General features: G+C 58.0%; 11 protein-coding genes. 9 read left to right on the top strand and 2 right to left on the bottom strand.

The window, feature by feature from the left end; translation table 11 throughout:
• Window positions 1-22 precede the first annotated feature (22 nt).
• From C0U40_RS14550 to C0U40_RS14530, 5 genes are read left to right on the top strand one after another with little or no spacing between them, the layout of a single operon-like run.
• A complete protein-coding gene (locus C0U40_RS14550; protein ID WP_101656536.1) occupies window positions 23-1,132 on the top strand; it encodes a M24 family metallopeptidase in 1,110 nt (369 codons plus the stop codon).
• Entirely contained in the window at window positions 1,126-2,133 is a 1,008-nt protein-coding gene (locus C0U40_RS14545) for an ABC transporter permease subunit (RefSeq protein ID WP_101656535.1), read from the top strand. Before C0U40_RS14550 ends, C0U40_RS14545 begins: the two co-directional genes overlap by 7 nt.
• Window positions 2,133-3,044 (top strand): ABC transporter permease subunit, encoded by a 912-nt coding sequence (locus C0U40_RS14540; RefSeq protein ID WP_101656534.1) that lies wholly within the window; start codon window positions 2,133-2,135, stop codon window positions 3,042-3,044. The genes C0U40_RS14545 and C0U40_RS14540 overlap by 1 nt, the downstream gene beginning before the upstream one ends.
• A 3-nt stretch (window positions 3,045-3,047) precedes the next feature.
• The gene (locus C0U40_RS14535; RefSeq protein WP_101656533.1) at window positions 3,048-4,025 is read left to right on the top strand and encodes an ABC transporter ATP-binding protein; all 978 of its coding nucleotides are present in this window, start codon (window positions 3,048-3,050) and stop codon (window positions 4,023-4,025) included.
• Window positions 4,022-4,990, top strand: coding sequence for an ABC transporter ATP-binding protein (locus C0U40_RS14530; protein ID WP_101656532.1), 969 nt, complete (start codon window positions 4,022-4,024; stop codon window positions 4,988-4,990). Before C0U40_RS14535 ends, C0U40_RS14530 begins: the two co-directional genes overlap by 4 nt.
• Window positions 4,991-5,015: 25 nt before the next feature.
• Here the strand turns inward: C0U40_RS14530 and C0U40_RS14525 are convergent, their stop codons facing one another.
• Window positions 5,016-6,503, bottom strand: a complete 1,488-nt coding sequence (locus C0U40_RS14525; RefSeq protein ID WP_101656531.1) for an oligosaccharide flippase family protein — start codon at window positions 6,501-6,503, stop codon at window positions 5,016-5,018.
• Between the two features lie 330 nt (window positions 6,504-6,833).
• On the opposite strand from C0U40_RS14525, the gene C0U40_RS14520 reads away from it, so the two are divergent.
• Window positions 6,834-7,535, top strand: coding sequence for a sugar transferase (locus C0U40_RS14520; protein WP_101656530.1), 702 nt, complete (start codon window positions 6,834-6,836; stop codon window positions 7,533-7,535).
• A 21-nt stretch (window positions 7,536-7,556) separates the two neighbouring features.
• On the opposite strand, the gene C0U40_RS20115 is transcribed toward C0U40_RS14520, so the two are convergent.
• On the bottom strand, window positions 7,557-7,748 hold the full coding sequence (locus C0U40_RS20115) for a hypothetical protein (RefSeq protein WP_145991944.1): 192 nt from the start codon (window positions 7,746-7,748) through the stop codon (window positions 7,557-7,559).
• Here C0U40_RS20115 and C0U40_RS14515 point away from each other — a divergent pair.
• From C0U40_RS14515 to C0U40_RS14505, 3 genes are all read left to right on the top strand, one after another.
• A complete protein-coding gene (locus C0U40_RS14515; protein WP_219619804.1) occupies window positions 7,747-8,712 on the top strand; it encodes a glycosyltransferase family 2 protein in 966 nt (321 codons plus the stop codon). The two genes, C0U40_RS20115 and C0U40_RS14515, sit on opposite strands and share 2 nt — an antisense overlap.
• Window positions 8,713-9,211: 499 nt before the next feature.
• The gene (locus C0U40_RS14510) at window positions 9,212-17,500 is read left to right on the top strand and encodes a non-ribosomal peptide synthetase/type I polyketide synthase (protein WP_219619803.1); all 8,289 of its coding nucleotides are present in this window, start codon (window positions 9,212-9,214) and stop codon (window positions 17,498-17,500) included.
• On the top strand, window positions 17,497-20,220 hold the full coding sequence (locus tag C0U40_RS14505; RefSeq protein ID WP_101656529.1) for a condensation domain-containing protein: 2,724 nt from the start codon (window positions 17,497-17,499) through the stop codon (window positions 20,218-20,220). The genes C0U40_RS14510 and C0U40_RS14505 overlap by 4 nt, the downstream gene beginning before the upstream one ends.
• Window positions 20,221-20,226: the final 6 nt, after the last annotated feature.

Below are 20,226 nucleotides of genomic sequence, written 5' to 3'. Positions count from 1 at the left end.
CCAGTCGACGAGTGACCGACACGTGACAGATTCCCTGACAGACCGCCTTGCCCCTTATGCCGCCGTAGCGGCCAACCTTGGCGTAGATGCCGTGGCCCTTGTGCCCGGACCCAATTTTACCCGCGCGGTAGAACACAGTTTCATGAGCCATGAGCGGCCCTTTGTACTGGTGATCCCCGCGGAAGGTGCCCCTGCAGCACTGGTGCCCAACCTCGAACTTGGCAGCTGGATGCAGGTGGGGTTCGAGGGCGCCGTCTTCGACTGGCGCGACCAGACCGGATATTCTGATGCCTTTTCGGCAATGATGGACCACCTGAAGATTTCCTCTATCGGTGTGGAAGGGCAGGTCATGCGGGTCTTTGTTCATCACGCGCTGAAACAGGCGCAGCCCGATTTGCAGATCATTGATGCGGAGCGCGAGATTTCGGCACTCCGGATGATCAAGACCGACAAGGACGTAGCCGCCCTGCAACTGGCCATCCGTATTTCCGAACGGGCCCTGCACCGCACGCTGGATACGGTTAAACTGGGACAGAGCGAGAAGGAAATCGAGCAAACGCTGATCCAGATGCTGTTTGCCGAAGGAGCGGATGACCTGTCGTTTTCGCCGATTGTTGCGGCGGGCGATAATTCCGCGATGCCCCATGCGCACGCCCGTGCCGATTATGCGGTTAAGGCAGGGGATGCCCTGCTGATTGACTTTGGCGCCTATAAGGATGGCTTTGCCGCCGATATTACGCGCACCGTTTTTCTGGGCCATGTCAGCGACGAGGGCAGGGAGGTTTATGACACTGTATTGAAAGCCAACCTCGCCGGTCTGGATGTGACCCGTGCCGGTGTCACGGCCCATGAAATCGACGATGCTGTTATCAGCGTGCTTGAAAATTCGCCCTACGCGGATCGTATTCGCACCAAGACCGGACACGGGCTGGGGCGCAGCGTGCATGAAGCCCCTTACATCATGCGGGGAAATCACATGACCTTACCCGCGGGAACCGTTTACACCAATGAACCGGGACTTTACCAGCTCGGCAACTTTGGTGTGCGCATCGAAGATGACGTTCTGATCACGCAGGACGGTTACAAATTGCTGACCCACTTTCCCAAAGAACTGATGGTGCTTCCGTGCTAAACTATGTCCTGAGCCGACTGCTGACTTTCGTGCCGACCTTTTTCGGCGTGACCCTAATTTCCTTTGCCTTCATCCGCGTTCTGCCCGGTGATCCGATCATCGTAATGGCCGGAGAGCGGGGCGTCAGTCAGGAAAGATACGACCAGCTTGCAGCGCAATTCGGCTTTGACCGGCCGATGTATGTTCAGTTCTGGGACTATTTCACTGGTGTTCTGCAAGGGGACCTTGGCAATAGTTTTGTCACCAAGAAACCCGTCTGGGACGAATTTTTTACCCTGTTTCCCGCAACACTGGAATTGTCGCTGTGTGCGATGGTGCTGGCGATTGTGCTGGGGCTGCCTGCGGGTGTGATTGCAGCTGTAAATCGTGGCAAATTCTTTGACCGCGCGTTGATGTCCACCGCATTGGTCGGCTACTCCATGCCGATCTTCTGGTGGGCGCTGCTGCTGATCATCGTGTTTTCAGGCAATCTCGGCTGGACGCCGGTGTCAGGGCGGATTGATCTTTTGTATTACTTCCCTGATCCGACAGGGTTTATGCTGATCGACAGTCTGGCCTCCGGCCAGAAGGGGGCGTTCTGGTCCGCGATCCGGCATCTGATCCTGCCCACGATCGTGCTGGGCACCATTCCGTTGGCTGTGATTGCACGGCAGACCCGCTCTGCCATGCTTGAAGTGCTGGGCGAGGATTATGTGCGCACCGCGCGAGCCAAGGGCATGTCACCGGCGCGGATCAATTCGATCCATGCCCTGCGCAACGCGCTTATTCCGGTGATCACCGTGATCGGCCTGTCGGTTGGCACATTGCTGGCAGGCGCAATCCTGACGGAAACCATCTTTAGCTGGCCGGGAATTGGCAAGTGGATGGTGGATAGCATCTTCCGCCGCGACTATCCGGTGGTGCAGGGTGGCCTGCTGTTGATCGCCGTGATGGTGATGATCGTAAACCTGACTGTGGATATGCTCTATGGTCTGATTAACCCGAAAATCAGGAAACGGTAATGACTGACGCTTCTTCAACACAGACAGCCAAAGCCATCGGTGAAGAACGGCCCTCCCGTCTGAAAGAATTCTGGTTCTACTTCCGCGAAAACCGCGGCGCTGTGATCGGCCTGTGGATTTTTGCGGTCTTTGCCTTTCTCGCCCTGTTCGGGCCGTGGATCGCGCCCCATGACGCGACCGAGCAATTCCGCAGCAACGCGCTGCAACCCCCGTTCTGGCAGGAGGGCGGTAGTACCGAATTCCTGCTGGGCACCGATCCGCTGGGCCGCGATATGCTGTCCCGCCTGATCGTGGGTGCGCGGTTCTCATTCTTTGTGGGGATTGTGGTGGTCAGCGTTGCGGCCTCTGGCGGAATCCTGATCGGCTTGCTGGCCGGTTTCGCACCTAAATGGGTCGATACGATCATCATGCGGATCATGGATATTATTCTGGCCTTTCCATCGCTGCTGCTGGCCCTTGTGCTGGTGGCGATACTTGGTCCGTCCCTGATCAATGCGATGATTGCTATCGCGATTGTGCTGCAACCCCATTACGTGCGCCTGACCCGCGCCAGCGTGATGTCGGAGCGGCAGAAAGACTATGTCACTTCGGCACGGGTCGTGGGGGCAGGGACGCTGCGCCTGATGTTTGTCACCGTGCTGCCCAACTGTCTGTCCCCGATCATCGTGCAGGCGGCACTGTCGTTTTCCACGGCGATCCTTGACGCCGCCGCGCTCGGCTTTCTGGGGATGGGGGCGCAGCCGCCCACACCGGAATGGGGCACCATGCTGGCCGAAGCCCGCGAGTTTATCCTGCGCGCGTGGTGGGTCGTGACTTTCCCCGGCCTTGCCATCCTTGTCACTGTTCTGGCGATCAACCTGCTGGGCGACGGGCTGCGCGATGCACTTGATCCCAAACTGAAACGGAGCTGAGCCATGTCACTGTTACGCATCCGAAACCTCAGCGTCGATTTCGCAACCGCATCGGGCAAATTCCGTGCGGTGGACGGGGTCGATCAGGACGTAAACACCGGCGAAATCCTTGCGATTGTGGGGGAGAGCGGCTCGGGGAAATCCGTGTCCATGCTGGCGATGATGGGGCTGCTGCCATGGACCGCCACGGTGACAGCGGACGAAATGAGTTTTGACGGGCATGACCTGCTGACCATCGGCAAGCGCGAGCGTCGCCGTGTGGTTGGCAAGGATCTGGCGATGATCTTCCAAGAGCCGATGTCCTCGCTTAACCCATGTTTTACCGTGGGCTGGCAGATCAAGGAAACCTTGCGCGTGCATCTGGGCCTAAGCCGCAAGGCCTGTCACGCCCGCGCGGTAGAGCTGTTTGAACAGGTTGGCATCCCCGATCCCGAACGCCGCCTGTCGGCCTTTCCGCACCAGATGTCGGGCGGGATGAACCAGCGCGTTATGATCGCGATGGCGATTGCCTGCAAACCCAAACTGCTGATTGCTGATGAACCGACGACCGCGCTGGATGTGACGATTCAGGCGCAAATCCTCGACCTGCTGACCAGTCTGCGGGACGACAATGGTATGGGGCTGGTGCTGATTACCCATGATATGGGGGTTGTGGCAGAAACAGCCGAGCGGGTCAGCGTGCAATATGCCGGTCAGAAGATCGAAGAGCAGCCGGTGCTGCCCCTGTTCCAAAGCCCGCATCACCCCTATACGGCGGCCCTGCTGGACGCGCTGCCCGAACGGGCAACGGAAAAGCATCTGCCCACCATTCCGGGCATGGTTCCGGGACAATTCGACCGCCCCGCCGGTTGCCTGTTTTCACCCCGCTGCAAATTCGCCAACTCCAAATGCAAAGCCGAGCAACCCGCCCCGCAAGGACCGGAACTTGGACACGCGCGGTGTTTCTACCCGCTTAACACGGACGAGAGGATAGCATCATGAGTGCGACACCTGTCATGACAGCCGAGGCGCTTCAGCGTCACTATGAAGTCAGCGGCGGACTGCTGCGCAAACCCAACATCCTCAAGGCGGTCGGCGGCGTGGATTTCGCGCTATACCCCGGTAAAACCCTCGCGGTGGTGGGGGAGAGCGGTTGCGGTAAATCAACACTCGCCCGTCTTGTCACCATGATCGAGGAACCTACCTCGGGCAGCCTGACGCTCGATGGTAAACCTGTGGTGCCATCCGACTGGGCCAGCCTGCGCAAATCCGTGCAGATCGTGTTTCAGGATCCTTACGGATCGCTCAACCCGCGCCAGCGGATCGGGCAGATATTACAGGAACCTCTGATCATCAACCGTCCCGATATTTCCAAAGAGGAGCGGGAGGCCAAGGCGCGGGAAATCCTGTCGCTGGTGGGGCTGCGTCCGGAACATTATGACCGCTATCCCCATATGTTCTCTGGCGGGCAGCGTCAGCGTGTCGCCATTGCACGGGCATTGATGCTTGATCCCAAGGTTCTGGTACTGGATGAGCCTGTCTCCGCGCTTGACCTGTCGATACAGTCCTCGGTTCTGAACCTTCTGGTGGATTTGCAGGAAAAGATGCAACTGGCCTATCTGTTCATCAGCCACGACCTGAGCGTGGTGCGCCATGTGGCGGATGAGGTGATCGTGATGTATCTGGGCCGTGCTGTGGAAAAGGGCAGCAAGGAAGACCTGTTCGGTGCGCCAAAGCACCCTTATACCAACGCGCTGCTCTCTGCGACGCCGCAGGCGGATCCGGCCAATAAAAAGCGCCAGATCAAGCTGAAAGGGGAACTGCCGTCGCCGCTGGCTGTGCCGGAAGGGTGTCCTTTTGCGCCCCGCTGCTGGAAAACGCAGGATAAATGCCGGGCAGAGCGCCCGGAGCTTGGCGTAACACCCCATTCTGCCGCGTGTTTCTTTCCGGAAAACGCAGAAGCGTAAGCAACTGCGTGACCTTACAGCAGGATCAGGAGGCCTCCTGATCCTGTGCATTGCCCTTGAAATAGGCCTTCGCAGCCTGTCGCAGGTTCGGGTCAAACAGATAGAGCGCGGCACCGTAGATTACCACTGTTGGCACGGACACGGCCAGAACGCGCAGCATATCCGGCAAGCCTTCAAATAGCGTCAGGCCTTGAAGAACCTCCAGCGCCGCTGTGGCCAGAACCAGAGGCACGATGATGAAACGGCTGTGGCGGAAGAAACCCTGCCACGCCACTGCACCGTATTTCCGTGTCAGCCAGAGCATTACCACAGTAACGATAACCGAACCGGCAACCTGCGCCCATGCCACAGCGATCATGCCGAAAGGACTGGCGATCAGGTTCAGCACTATGGTCATTGCCAAAAACAGTACCGAAACCTTCGGCATCCTGCGGATTTCCCCTGCCAGCGACAGGATCGGTTCCGAGGCAAAGGTTGGCAGAGAGAGCGCACGCGCCAGTGCGAGGATAATGACAACCGGTACAGCCGGAAGCCATTCCGCCCCGAGCAGCCCTGTGATCAACTCTCCTGCAAACACGCAGGTCCAGATGAAGATCGGCAGGGCGGTCAGGAACAGGACGTGGAAGTAGGTATCAGCCTGTTTCTGGAAACCTGCCAGCCCGCCTCCGCCGCTGTCACGGGCCTGCCGGAACAGGCTCCACGCAAGGACTTGTGATGGCACGGCGACAACTTCTGTCAGAGCGCCGACCAGCCGTTCGGCGGCGCGGTAATATCCCACAGCCGCCGCGCCAAGAAAGCCGCCAATGATAAAAGTTGCAGCATACAGCCTGAAATTGAATGTCATACGACTTGAAAACAACGGTATCGAATAATCCCGCAGATCGCGCAACTGCGCGGCAGACATGCCCCGTCTGGGAGGCAGGCGTGTGAAGAAAAAACTAAGTTTCAGGTGCACCGTTTGCAGGGCGATCCGGCCAAAAACCAGCGACAGGACGCCAAAACCGGAGAAAAGGGCAGCCAGCGCGACGGCCAGCCCTGCCAGCTCTCCGGAGATTTCACAAACGGCAGAAGCCCGCAGTTTGTGCTGCCAGATCATCACACCTTTCTGCGCAGAAGACGTGGTGGCGAGCAGGACCCAAAAAGCGAAAAGCATAATCAACAGGCCAACACTGCTGTCCGGCGCGATCATCCAGTAAACCAGTCCAGCCAGCCCCCCAATCACGGCCGCACCAAGGCCAAACAGGATTGCGATGTACAGAATCTGGCGGGGCACGCGCGCCGTGCCGGACCATGACATGATATATGGAGCCCATCCGACTTCGGCGAAACGCAACAAAAGGATCGCACAGGCAGAGGTCAGGGCGAAGACGCCGAACTCGGCAGGGCTGAGAATCCGTGCAGCTGTGATGAATATGACAAGCTGGCTAACCTGGGAAAGCACACGTTCCATCATGGTCCACACCCCGTCGGATACAGCGCGGCGGTTTGGATTTGGTATGGGTCTGGATGTCATAAAATGGACCTGGCCTGTAGGTTTTCTTTGAAGGGTGTTCCGGCCTGTTATTGAATTAAGTGTATGGCCTGTGTCTTTGGATTGAAAAAGGGCAAAAAGATGGTGGAGTTATGGCGGAAACCTATTGTTTCCAATTTGGAACCATCGCGATTTGTTCTCGCAATCGGTAAGGTGTTGTATACGAAAGGATATTTTTAACACTCCCAAAATACTGGCAAAAACCCGAATGCCATATTTCATGGCGAAATGTTGCGGAAAAAAGGTATTTTTGTAGCAGGGTGTGATTCTGATGTGACTGTTACGAGTGTGTGAGTACGAAGTGGAAACAGAATGGTTTATCATGTAAAGTCGAGCGAGCTTGAGGGCACGCGCGTTCGCATCGACGAGTTGCAGTCTATCACGAAAGGCCGTGTGGCCGTTTCGCGCCGTCTGTCGAAGCGGCTATTCGATATCGCATGTGCTTTAATCCTGCTGGCATTCTTTGCGCCATTCATGGTGCTCATCGCTGCCTTGATCTGGTTTAAAGACCGTGAGCAGATCATCTTTGCACATACCCGGGTCGGCAAGAACGGCAAGCCGTTTAAATGCCTTAAATTCCGTACAATGTGTCTGGATGCCGATGCCCGACTGGCACAGGTGCTGGCCAGCGATCCTGCCGCCCGTGCGGAGTGGGAGCAGAACCAGAAACTTTTGAACGATCCACGCCTGACAGCGGTCGGTGAAATCCTGCGTAAAACCAGTCTGGATGAATTGCCCCAGCTTTGGAATGTTCTGCGGGGGGATATGTCGATGGTTGGTCCGCGTCCGATTGTGGCCGCCGAGGCCAAACACTATCGCAGTGCTTTCGCCGATTATAAATCGGTCCGCCCGGGATTGACTGGCGTGTGGCAGATCAGCGGCCGGTCAGACACAACGTATCAGGAGCGGGTCGATCTGGACGTGGCTTATGTGAAAAGTCACTCGTTCCGTGGGGATCTCGGCATTGTTCTGAAGACTGTTTCTGTGGTGCTTGGCGGACAGGGGGCCCGCTAGGAGGAGGCTCTGTCGTCCTGCCTATTTCAGAAGCAGGGCGGCCAGAGCGCCCCAGACCAACAGGCAAAACAGGATTACGATCCACCAGAGTGTCCGGCGCTCCAACCGCGCAAACATCTGCAAGACCCGTTCCTGCGATGTCATCTGACCCATTCCGTGCCGCAATGCTTCAATCCGTTTCCACCCGTTCAAGTGATCAGTGAGTAAATCCATGTATAATAACGTTACAGCGATCCAGCAAATTGAAAAAAACGCAACGCCAGTGATGCCTGCCGGTCAGGCAGACAGGGTCGGGCGGGTGATTATGGCGATTGCAACGACAGGGCGGCGGGAGGTGTTGTCCAAAACACTCGCCGAACTGCCCCGTCAAACGCTGCAACCGGATCTACTGGTGCTTTCGATCACCGGCGAAAGCGATATTGATCGTAGTGTCTTGGAAAAAATGCGTTGTCCTGTAAAGGTGCGTATCGGATCGAAAGGCGCGTGCCACCAGCGCAACCGTGTGCTCGAGCTGGTTCGGCCAAAGGATGTAGTGGTTTTCACCGACGACGATTTTCTTATGGCCAGCACCTATCTGGAACAGATCAAAGCCCTGTTTAACCGGCATCCCGACGTAGTTATGGCAACGGGTAAGGTGCTGGCCGACGGGATATCAGGCCCGGGGTACAGCCACGCGCAAGGGCTGGACATTCTGGATTGGAATACGGACGGGCACACAGAATACCCGCTTCAGCCGACATACAACGGGTACGGTTGTAACATGGCCTTTTACACAGGGCCTGTGGTGGAACACGGGTTACGGTTCGATGAAACCCTGCCGCTTTACGCATGGCTGGAAGACGTGGATTTTTCCCGCCAGATCGCCCGTTACGGTCGGGTGGTGCGATCCGATGCGCTGGCAGGGGTGCACCTGGGCACAAAAGGCGGGCGTACGAACGGCAAGACCTTCGGATATTCCCAAATCTCCAATCCACTTTACTTGATGAAAAAGGGCACCATGATCCCCAAGCGGGCGCTTTCAATCATAGCGCGCAATATTTTGGCCAATATCATCAAAACCTTACGTCCAGAGCCTTGGGTCGATCGTCGCGGGCGACTTTATGGAAACCTTCTGGGGGTGATGGATCTTGTGCGGGGAAGGCTAGATCCTGAGAAAGTGCTGGAGTTCCGCAAGTAGAAGAGCGCGGAGAATCAGTTGCGCTCTTTCCTTGCTAAAGGTGTGAAGCCGTTCTCCCCACGGTTGTGCAGGGTTTTACAAAATTCAGCTGGAAGTCCTGAAAAACAGGCATTTTCGGCCTTTAAGACTGCTTTCAAGCGATTGTCCCTGATCTGTTAACAATCTTTAGCCTGCTCCGTATCAGGACAGCCAGAAATGTCTTCGTGTTTTCAACAATTAACCACTCATTAAGCATTGTTTGACAGGAAGCAGGTCCGGCGGAGACGCGGGTGCGTTGTAACTCTATTGTTTCTGATTATCACATAGTTCGGGCGAAAAAATCCTTTTTTTCAGGTGGTTGCGACCTGTTCGCCAAAGGGTTCTTCCCGAATTTTCTTTGAGAATAAGGGGCTTTCGGCTAAGTTGTCCACAGTTCCGGTCCGTGTTGGACCACCGCGTATTTAGGCCGCAAGGGCGGCTGAGTGTTTGCATCGTTTTGATGCTATTTGAGAGTACCGCTATGTCAGATGATGTATTTTACGGTCATTCGCCTTTGGGGCAGGACCCTGTAACCAACACGGACCAAGTTCCCCCTGCTACAAAACTGCGCGACCGGATTGCTGCAATCTGGGAGGACATTCTGAACTGTCCCCCCCTGCGGGATCAGGACACGTTTTTTGATGCGGGTGGAAACTCTGTCCAGTTGTTTCAGGCCCGCGCCCGTATGGCGGAGCTGCTGGGCCGGCGCATTTCCATGACCGAACTGTTTGAAACCCCGCAACTCGGGGCGCTGGCGCGAAAACTGGCAGAGCAGGGCGCGGTTCCCGATGCAGCGAAATCCGAGAAGCCGCGGGATGTACATCCGGAGGTATCCGACCGCGACATTGCAATTGTCGGTCTGTCAGGTCGCTTTCCACAATCCCGCAGCCTTGCAGAGTTTTGGGAGAGTCTGTGTCAGGGCCGCGATCTGATTTCCCGGTTTGATCCAACCGAAATGGAAGACGCTGTTTCGCCGCAGGACCGCAGTAAGGTAAATTATCGCACTGCCCGTCCGGTGCTCGATGAAGTGGATATGTTTGACGCCAAGTATTTCGGTATCCTGCCGAAAGAGGCGGCGCTGATGGATCCGCAGGCGCGGGTATTTCTGGAAATATGCGTACATGCGCTGGAAGATGCAGGTCTTGACCCGATGCGCGCGAAAGAGGCGATCGGCGTTTTCGCGGGGGCCAGTTACAGCACCTATATGCTCGCCAATATTCTGACGGACAGCGCGGCACTGGCGGATTTCACCTCGCAATTCCAGCTTGGCAATTACGCGGCCTTTACCGGCAATATTGCTGATAGCCTCGCCACGCGGGTGGCCTACAAGCTGGATCTGAAAGGTCCGGCGATTTCGATGGGAACAGCCTGTTCCACCTCGTTAACGGCAATTGCGCAGGCCTGCGTATCCCTGCGGGCCGGACAATCGGATGTGGCGCTGGCGGGGGGAGTTTCGATCACATTCCCGCAGAAACGGGGCTATTTCAGTCAGGAAGGGGGCATGGCGTCGGAAGACGGCACCTGCCGCCCGTTTGATGCGGCTGCCAATGGCACCGTGTTCGGCCACGGGGCGGGGGTGGTCGTGTTGAAACGTCTGCCGGACGCGCTGGCGGCAGGGGACCGGATTTATGCCACCATCCGCGGTGTCGGGCTGAATAACGACGGGGCGGACAAAATTGCCTATACAGCGCCTTCGGTGAACGGTCAGGCAGAGGCAATCCGACGCGCCCACCGTGATGCAGGCATTGATGCGGGCAGTATTTCCTATGTGGAATGTCACGGCACCGCGACCCCGCTGGGCGATCCGATTGAAATTCGTGGCCTGTCGACCGCCTTTGGCCCGCAAGAGGCGAACCGCTGTGCCTTGGGATCGGTCAAGGGGAACATCGGCCATCTGGATGCAGCCGCGGGTGTGGTCGGCGTGATCAAGACCGCGCTGATGCTGCACAACCGGAAAATCCTTCCGGTGGCGCATTTTACCAGCCCCAATCCGGATATTGATTTTGAAGGCGGACCGTTTTACGTGCCCGCTGGATTGCAGGACTGGTCTTGTGGGGGGCCGCGCCGCGCGGGGATCAGCTCTTTCGGGATCGGCGGCACCAATGCCCATCTGGTACTGGAAGAGGCCCCCGAGACCCCGGTGCAACCCGAAGTCACTGCTCCCCAGATACTCCCGCTCTCGGCCAAAACGCCGGAGGCGCTGGCGGATATGGCTGTCGATCTGGCCGAAGCGCTGGAACAGGAGCGAGCGCCTGCACTGGCAGATGTGGCCTTTACCCTGCAAGAGGGGCGCAGCCAGTTCGACTACCGTGCTGCTGTGGTTGGTCGCACGCCGGATAAAGCGGCCAGCGCGTTGCGCAAGCTGGCACCTGTGAAAACTCCCACACCAGCGGATGCGCCGGATGTGCTGTTCATGTTTGCAGGGCAGGGCTCGCAGTATCCCGGCATGGGGCGGGGTCTTTATGAGGCCGAACCGGAGTTTGCCCGCTGGATCAATCAGGGGGCCGAGATTTTGCAGCCCCTGCTGGGGCTCGATATTAACGAAGTCCTCTGCCTTTCTGATGTGTCCGACGAAGTGGCGGCGCGGGCCTTGCGCGATACGCGACTGACGCAACCTGCACTGTTCCTGATCCAATATGCAAACGCGCGGTTGTGGCAGTCCCGAGGTGTGCAGCCCACAGCGATGATTGGTCATTCGGTCGGGGAGTTTGCCGCTGCCGCAATCTCCGGTGTATTTGATTTTGAAACCGGACTGAAGATGATCGCCAAGCGCGGTCAGTTGATGCAGGATCAGCCGTCCGGCGCGATGCTGTCGGTACGTGCTGCGCTGGACGAGTTGACGCCTTTCCTGAACGGTGACGTCGATCTTGCCGCGCAGAATGCACCAAAGTTGCAGGTGGTGGCGGGGCCGGAAAATGCGATTGATGCGCTAAAGGAACGGCTGGATAGGGCAGGGCTGGCGACCAGCCGCCTGCATACCTCCCACGCGTTTCATTCCGCGATGATGGCGCCGGTATCAGAGGCCCTGTCCCGTGAATTCATGGCATTCAGCCTGAACGAACCGAAAGTCCCTTATGTGTCCTGCGTCACAGGGGAATGGATTACACCCGAACAGGCGGTTGATCCGTCCTATTGGGCCACACAGGCGCGGGCCTGTGTCAATTTTCAGGCGGGCATCCGCACCGCCACACGAGACAGGGCTGCCATTTTGCTGGAAGTAGGTGCTGGACGCACGCTTTCAGCTTTTGCTGCGCAGACTCTGGAGCGCGGCAGCCATGGTGGAATAATACAGTCGCTATCAGATCACACCCAAACATCTGACGACGAGATTACCATGGCTGCCGCCTTTTCAAAACTCTGGGGCGCGGGGGTGCCGGTGGACTGGGCGCTCTCTGGGGCGCGGGGCAACCGGCGGGTCTCCTTGCCGGGCTACGCCTTCCAGCGCAAACGCCACTGGGTTTCGCCCGAACCGGTGCAAACCCGAACCGTCCCCCAATCCCAAACGGCCCAACCTGCGGCCCTTCCTTGTGAAACAGTAAAGAGTGATCCGGTCATGACCATGAATGCAAATGTTTCCCCTGTTCCCCGTACCGAGCGTTTCTGCGGAGAGCTTCTGGCCATGTTGTCAGACCTGTCGGGGGAGGATCTGAGCGCTGACGACGTGAATGTGACCTATCTGGAACTGGGGTTTGATTCCCTGTTTCTGGGGCAGGTTTCACAGGCGCTGTTGCAGAAATATGATGTGACCCTGACCTTCCGCAGCTTGCTGACGGAATATCCGACAATCGCTGATTTGGCGGGCAAACTGGACGAGACCTTGCCCGCCGATACACCGGAGACGGTTGAGCCTGCCGCAGTGGAAGAAACGCCCGCTGCTGTTGTTGCTCCCGCTCCGGTGGCAGATGTGGCGCCTGTATCGGCGGTGCCTGCACCCCCGTTGGCCAGGGATGCGGCCGGTGTAATGCAGGCGCAGATGCAAACCATGCAGGCAGTTTTTGCCCAGCAACTACAAGCACTCGGCGGTGGTTCTTCAATCCCGCAGCAGGCGGCTGTGGCGGCGCCCGCACCGGTTGCGCAGACCCCGACAGCGCCGCAGGTTGCGCCTGTGGTACAGGCCACGCCAGAGGAAGCCGATGAACCGGCCAAAGCCAAACCTGCCGCCTTTAAGGTGGGGCGTGGACCGAACCTTGCAGGCGCGGAGCTGACACCCGCACAACAGGACTTTGCCCGTGATCTGGCAAGCCGCTACAGCGCGAAGTTTCCCAAATCCAAAGCGCTCGCCCAGAAATACCGCCGCGTGCATGCGGACCCGCGCACAGTGTCCGGCTTTCATCCCGAATGGAAGGAACTGGCCTTTCCGGTGGTGGCTGATCGCGCGAAAGGGGCGCATCTGTGGGATATTGACGGGAACACATTTATTGATCTGGTGAACGGTTTCGGCCAGACCGCTTTCGGTCACTCGCCGGAGTTTGTCACCCGTGCAGTGCAGGCGCAGATGGAGCGGGGCTATCCCATCGGGCCGCAATCGGAAATTGCCGGTGCCGTGGCTGAACGTTTCGCCCGAATGGTGGAACATGAACGGGTCACATTCTGCAACACCGGCTCTGAGGCGGTCATGTCTGCCATGCGGCTGGCGCGATCCGTGACAGGGCGTGATAAGGTTGTCGTCTTTGGCAATGACTATCACGGCCAGTTTGACGAGGTGCTGATCAAGGGGAAATCCCGTGGCGGTGCCCCTGCGGCCCTGCCGCTGGCTTCCGGTATTCCGCGCAGCAGCCTGTCCAATATGGTGGTGCTGCCTTATGGCGAAGAGACTTCGCTTGAATGGATCAAGGAGAACGCCAAAGAGATTGCGGCGGTCATTATCGAACCGATCCAGAGCCGCCACCCCGAGGTGCAACCTGTTGAATTCGTGCGCTCCTTGCGCAAGTTGACCAAAGACATCGATGCCGCTTTGGTGTTTGACGAGGTGGTCACAGGCTTTCGCACCCACGCCAAAGGCGTGCAGGGCGAATGGGGTATTCAAGGCGATATGGCCACTTATGGCAAGGTTGTTGGCGGCGGTATGCCCATCGGCGTGCTGGCGGGCGATGCGCGTTTCCTTGATGCGCTCGACGGCGGGTTCTGGTCCTATGGCGATGACAGCAAACCGGAGGTCGCGCCGACCTATGTGGCAGGGACTTTTGTGCGCCATCCGCTGGTTCTGGCGGCCATTGATGCCACGCTGGAGCATATGGAAAACCACGGCGATCGTCTGTGGAAGGATACTGCCGCGCGCGCAATTGCGTTGCGCAAGCGGATGAACGCTTTTCTGGTCAGCCGTGGCCTGCCGGAACTGGTCACAGGGCATTCAAGCTGGATCGTGCCCAATGTCACCGGATTTGATGCGCGCGCAAGCCTGCTCTATCCGCTGATGCGCTATGACGGGGTGCACCTGATGGACGGGTTCTGCGGGTTCCTGACCACAGAACACGGCGATGCCGAAGTGAACGCCGTGGCGGAGAGTTTCGAGCGTGCCGTCCGCACCCTTCAGGAACAGGGCATTCTGCTTGGTGAGGGCAAGATCACCGAGCAACCGGCAGCACCTTCTGCTGAAGAATACGCAGGGAAAATCTTTCCCCTCACCGAAGGCCAGCGGGAAATCTGGATGACCAGCCAGCTTGGCGAGGCGGCCTCCCTTTGTTTCAACGAAGGCGCGGTGCTGCATCTGGAGGGACCGCTTGATGTGGCCGCGCTGAACCGTGCGCTGGACCGCATTGTTGCGCGCCACGATGCTTTGCGCGCGGACTTTGATGCAACCGGCTCTCATTTCACCGTCCGGCCCGCGTACCATTTGGAGGTGGAGCAGATTCCGGCACCTGATGGTACATTAGATGCGGTTCTGGACCGGATTGCGGATGAAGAAGCTCGCTATGCCTTTGACCTGACAGCAAAACCGCCCGTTCGGGCGCGTCTGGTGACGAACGGTCAGGGCAATCACGGATTGGTGCTGAACGCCCATCACATCATTTGTGACGGTTGGTCTTATAACATCATCTTCGAAGAACTCGCAGCATTCTACCGCGCGGAAACCGGTGGTAAGGCCGGTGACCTGCCGGTGCCTGCTTCCTTTGCGGCTCATGCCCGTACAGAACAGCAGGGTACAGCACGCCCCGAAACCCGCGCCTTCTGGGCCGCGCAATATCAGGATATTCCTGCCCTGCCGGAGCTGCCCCATGACCATCCGCGCCCACAGCGGCGCAGTTATGCCGGTGCGACCCTGACGCGGTTCATCCCCGCGGATGTGATGGTTGCAGCCCGGAAGGCCGGTGCGAAACAGGGCTGCACCCTTTTCGCTACCCTGTTTGCTGCCGTGCAAATGACACTTGGCCGTCTGTCAGGGAGCAATGACGTGGTGATCGGTGTGCCGACGGGCGGTCAGGCGCAGCTTGCCAACCCGCATATGATCGGCCACGCCGTGAATTTCCTGCCGGTACGTGCGGCTTTTGATCCGGCAGAACCGGTGTCAGCCCATTTGAAGCGGGTGAGCGGCGCCGTCATGGATGCCTTTGAGCATCAGGATTACACCTTCGGGACATTGGTACAGGATCTGAACGTGCCACGGGCATTGAACCGGCTGCCGCTGACGGAAATCCAGTTCAATCTGGAAACCCTGCCGGAAGATCTGGATATGGGAGCGGTGTCGGTAAAGCTCGCCCCGAACCGGAAAGCCGCGTCGAATTTCGACATGTTCTTCAATGTGGTAGAAGCCAGAGACGGCCTGCGGGTGGATGTGGATTACAACAGCGAAGTTTATAAAGGATCTACTATCGATCGTTGGGTCGGACATCTGGAACAGGTCTTGCGCGGGCTCTCAGAAAATCCGCAGCAGGCTGTGCAGGACCTGTCGTTGACGTTGCCGGCACAGGCGGTAGCGGCAGATAACGGGTATCAGGACTATGACCGTTCGGCCATGATCCAGACTCTGGTGGAGCGGATGGCTTTGGCTACGCCGGATGCTGTGGCGCTGGAAGATGACACAAGGCAGGTGACCTACCGCGCCCTGCAACAGGACAGCGATGCACTTGCGGCCCATATTCAGGCGCAGGTGACAGGGGCTGGGCAGCGGATCGGCCTGTTGATGGACCGCTCGGTCAATATGGTTGTGGCACTGCTGGCGATCCTGAAGGCAGGGCATACCTATCTGCCACTGGACCCGACCCAGCCCGAAGCCCGTCTGAAGCTGATCCTTGAAACCGCCCGTGCGGCCGCTGTGGTCACTGACACGCCCGCGCGTCTGTCTTATGTGGCAGAGACCGGCGCGGTTCTGATTGACGTGTTCAAGGCCCGTGCAGGGACGACACCTGCACCAGTGGCCCATGATCCCGAAGACAGTGCCTATATCATCTTTACCTCGGGAACGACCGGAACACCGAAGGGTGTGGAGATCCCGCACCGTGCGGTGGTAAACTTCCTGAACTCCATGGCGCAAAAGCCCGGTCTTACGGCGCAGGATACACTGCTATCCGTTACCACCGTGATGTTTGACATCGCAGTGCTGGAACTTTTCTTGCCGCTGGCTGTGGGCGCGAAATGCGTGATTGCAAGCAAGGAACAGGTTCTGGACGGTTTCGCGCTGGTGGAACGGTTGGAACAGGGCGACATTACTGTCATGCAGGCCACGCCAACCCTGTGGGATATGGTGCTCGATGCGGGCTTCGCGCCAAAAGCTGGCATGAAGCTGCTGGCGGGCGGTGAACCACTGCCCCGCGATCTTGCCGCAAGGATGCTGTCGCAGGGGGCGGAACTGTGGAACATGTATGGTCCGACTGAAACCACGATCTGGTCGGCTGTTGCAAAGGTTGCGGCAGATGAACCGATCACCATCGGTCACGCCATCGCAAATACCGATCTCTTGATCCTTGATAACACCGACAAGCCGGTTCCTGTCGGTGTAACCGGAGAGCTGAATATAGGCGGGGACGGGCTGGCCAAAGGGTATCTGGATCGCCCCGATCTGACCGGTAAGGCATTTCGCAGCGTAACAGTGAACGGTACGCCACAGCGGCTCTACCGTACGGGCGATCTTGCCCGCAAGAACGCCGATGGCACGATAGAGGTTCTGGGCCGGATAGATACGCAGGTGAAACTGCGCGGATTCCGCATTGAACTGGGTGAAATAGAAAGCCGGCTGCGCAGCCTTGACGGAGTGCATAAGGCAGCAGTGGACGTGAAGACCCGTGCCAGCGGCGATCGTCAGCTTGTGGCCTATATCGTGGCTGAAAACGGTGCCGCGCCGGACGCCTCAGACATGCGCCAGTCGCTTGGTGCGGTGCTGCCGAACTATATGGTGCCGCAGGCTTATGTGATGCTTGAAGCCTTGCCTCAGACGGCCAACGGAAAGCTGGATCGTAAAAGCCTGCCGGAACCTGACACAGCGCCGGACATCCTTGTCGATACCGTCGCGCTCTCCGGCCAAACTGCAAAGACTCCGACTGAAGAGAAAATTCTCGAAATCTGGACGAACGTGCTGGGGCAAGAGGGGATCTCGACCACAGACACACTGTTTGATCTTGGTGTAGATTCCCTGATGGTTTTCCGCATTGCGGCCCGTCTGGTTGAGGCCGGTCTGAACCTGCAAGCCAAACACCTGCTGGATCACCCGAGCATTTCAGAGCTCGCTGCCTTCGCAGACAGTCGGGTCGGGGCAGATGTGCCGAAAGTCGCCGCTGCGCCGTCATTGAAAGACTTCCGCAATGGTGCGCGGCGGGGTGTGGGGATTGTCCAATGAACGTTATCAATTCGCAGTTTGAACCCGAACAGGTGGTAGCGGAGTTTCCGCTGTCCACCGCCCAGCAGCAGTTCTGGTTTCTCGACCAGTTGCATCCCGGAAACCCGGCGCTGAATGTGGCCATAAGCTGGGAAGTGCAGGGCCGGTTTTTGCCTGATGATCTGGAGCGGGCCTACCGTTTGGTTATCGCGCGTCATGAAATCCTGCGCACGCGCTTTGTCGAAAAGGACGGGACGCCTGTGCAACAGGTGCTGACCCATGCGGATTTCGATCTGGAGGTGCGCGACATTTCCGACCTGCACGGCAAAGCGCAAGACGATCGTCTGGCAGAGATCGCAGCGGAAGTTGCCCGTTATCCGTTCGACCTGTCCAACACCGGATTGATCCGCGCCACGCTGGTTATGCTGGCTTCTGATCGGGGCCGTTTGCTGACGGTCGCTCACCACAGTATCTATGATGGCTATTCAATCGGCGTCATGGGGCGTGAAATTGGCATCAGCGCCGCTGCCTTTGCCGCCGGAAAAACGCCTGATCTGCCGGAACTGCCCCTGCAATACGGTGATTTCAGCCTCTGGCAGCAACAGTACCTTGCGTCCGGTGTGCTGGAGGAGGATACCGCCTATTGGCGTGAACAGATGAAAGACGCGCCATATTTTGAACTGCCGACGGATTTCCCCCGTCCCAAGGCCCGCAATACTGAAATTTCCTATCTGAATACCGCCTTGCAGGATGATTTTGCCGAAGCGATGGAACGTGTGGCCAAGGCTAACGGTACCTCGCCCTTTGTAATCGGTGCGGCGGTCGCATCGGCTGCGCTGCACCGTGTAACGGGGGCGGACGAGGTGTTGTTTGGCACCCCGATTGCAGGCCGCCAAGAGGTGGAGCTGGAACCGCTGATCGGCCCGTTCATCAACAACCAGGTGTTGCGACTGCCCACACGTGCGAGCAAGAGTTTTGCAGACCATGTCGCGCAAACGAAATCCGTTGTCGAAGGCGCGCTGGTTCATCAAAACCTGCCGTTCTCCAAACTGGTCGAGGTGGTGAATCCTGTGCGCGATGCCTCTCGTGCGCCGCTGATTTCGATGAACTTCAATCTCCAGCATGTATTTATGGAAGATGAAACCTATGGCGATTTCGCGATGGTCTCAAAACCGACTTTCACTCCGGGGGCCTCGCGCGATCTGGACATCGTCATAATCGGGCGTCCAACCGGCTGGCGTTTGAATATCGAATATTCACCGAACCTCTATAAGCCAGAGACGATCAAAGCCCTGCTGCAAATGATCAAACAAAGCTTTGCACATGTGTTCGAGACCGGAGCTTTCACGCTGGGGAACCTGCCGCTGGTGCAAGGTAATGCACAAGCTGAGGAAGATTCGACCTTGCCAGAAGACCCGATTGCACAAACGCTGCAATCCCATCCCTTCGTGGCCCAAGCGGTAACGGTCGATCAACCGCGCGGGCGGTGGGGCTATGTCACGGCAAATCCGTCACCCCTGATGGCGCTGGAGACCCTGCCGCAGATTTTGATGCAGCATCTGTCAGCCATGGGCGAAGACGCAGCGCTTGCCGGAATTAGCGTGCTGGCGACCTTGCCGCAGGATCAGGCGCAGTTGCCCGTTCCAGCGCAAGTGGTTGCGCTGCAAAGCAAAGCAGCGAAGCCGCAAAACGATCTGGAACAAGGGATAATTGCCATCTGGCAGGATTTGCTGGAACAGCGCAGCATCCCCACAGATCGCAGCTTCTTCGAGTTGGGGGGGCATTCCCTGCTGGCGGTGCGCATGGTGTCACGCATCCGCAAGGAGTGGAATGTCAGTCTTGGGGTGGCGGCTGTTTACGAGTCGCCGACCGTTTCCGAACTGGTGGCCCATCTTGCACCTCAGATCGCGCCGCAGGCCCTAGCGGTTGAAACCGACTGGCGGGTCGAACCGATCCGCACAGACGGGGACGGTCAGCAGATTATCTCGATCAATGACATCAGCCTGATCCTGAACGCTTCAGAACATTTCAGCCAAAGCCGTCCGTCGGTCTGTGTGCGTCTGTTTGATGGCACACGGGGCATCGACCAGTCCGAACGCAGCTTTCTGGAGATTGCCGCCGAATATGCCAAGGTCATAGAGGCACATCAGCCGCAAGGACCGTATCTGTTGTTCGGGGCTTGTGTGCACGGCAACATTGCGCTGGAAGCCGCGCGGGTCTTACAAGCCAAAGGGCACGAAATTACTGGTGTGGTGATCAAGGATTGCTGGGAGCCCGGTTATGTGGCCGGTATCCGTGCTGACCGGATCCAGCGCCGGCGCGAAAAACTCTATGCGCTGGGCAACCGGATGCGGCAGGTGCGCAAGGGGCGGATGTCTTTGGCAGCCATGCTGGGCAGTTACCGGATCGTGCGAAAATCAGGTGTGCTGACAATGGCCACGAAGCTCGGGTTTATGGACCGTGTGCGCGCAACGGATATGACAGCCGAACAGGAAGGCTTTGTCGAGTATATCTCGCAGGCGCGGAACGTGTACCGTCCCGAACCGTTGGACTTTCCGATCCTCCACGTTGTGACGCGGATTACACCGACCGGTAAGGGCTTCCTACCCTCTATCGGCTGGGAAAAAATCGCAGGGGACAATCTACAGACTGTGTCGATTGATGATGTTTCCGTCGTCAAGGGACAGATCAGTGGCACCGGAGAGCTGGCGCAAAAAATCGAAAGCTTTCTGGCGCGCTAAACGATG

It is taken from the genome of Neptunicoccus cionae (genome assembly GCF_002860325.1).
GTDB lineage: Bacteria > Pseudomonadota > Alphaproteobacteria > Rhodobacterales > Rhodobacteraceae > Amylibacter > Amylibacter lutimaris.
The sequence above is the reverse complement of the archived record's forward strand: the minus strand, read 5'-3'. Positions and strand labels throughout refer to the sequence as shown.

Coding starts and splice junctions, on each gene's coding strand:
- C0U40_RS14540 (WP_101656534.1), top strand. CDS start 2,133: ATGACTGACGCTTCTTCAACACAGACAGCCAAAGCCATCGGTGAAGAA.
- C0U40_RS14535 (WP_101656533.1), top strand. CDS start 3,048: ATGTCACTGTTACGCATCCGAAACCTCAGCGTCGATTTCGCAACCGCA.
- C0U40_RS14530 (WP_101656532.1), top strand. CDS start 4,022: ATGAGTGCGACACCTGTCATGACAGCCGAGGCGCTTCAGCGTCACTAT.
- C0U40_RS14525 (WP_101656531.1), bottom strand. CDS start 6,503: ATGACATCCAGACCCATACCAAATCCAAACCGCCGCGCTGTATCCGAC.
- C0U40_RS14520 (WP_101656530.1), top strand. CDS start 6,834: ATGGTTTATCATGTAAAGTCGAGCGAGCTTGAGGGCACGCGCGTTCGC.
- C0U40_RS14515 (WP_219619804.1), top strand. CDS start 7,747: ATGTATAATAACGTTACAGCGATCCAGCAAATTGAAAAAAACGCAACG.
- C0U40_RS20115 (WP_145991944.1), bottom strand. CDS start 7,748: ATGGATTTACTCACTGATCACTTGAACGGGTGGAAACGGATTGAAGCA.
- C0U40_RS14510 (WP_219619803.1), top strand. CDS start 9,212: ATGTCAGATGATGTATTTTACGGTCATTCGCCTTTGGGGCAGGACCCT.
- C0U40_RS14505 (WP_101656529.1), top strand. CDS start 17,497: ATGAACGTTATCAATTCGCAGTTTGAACCCGAACAGGTGGTAGCGGAG.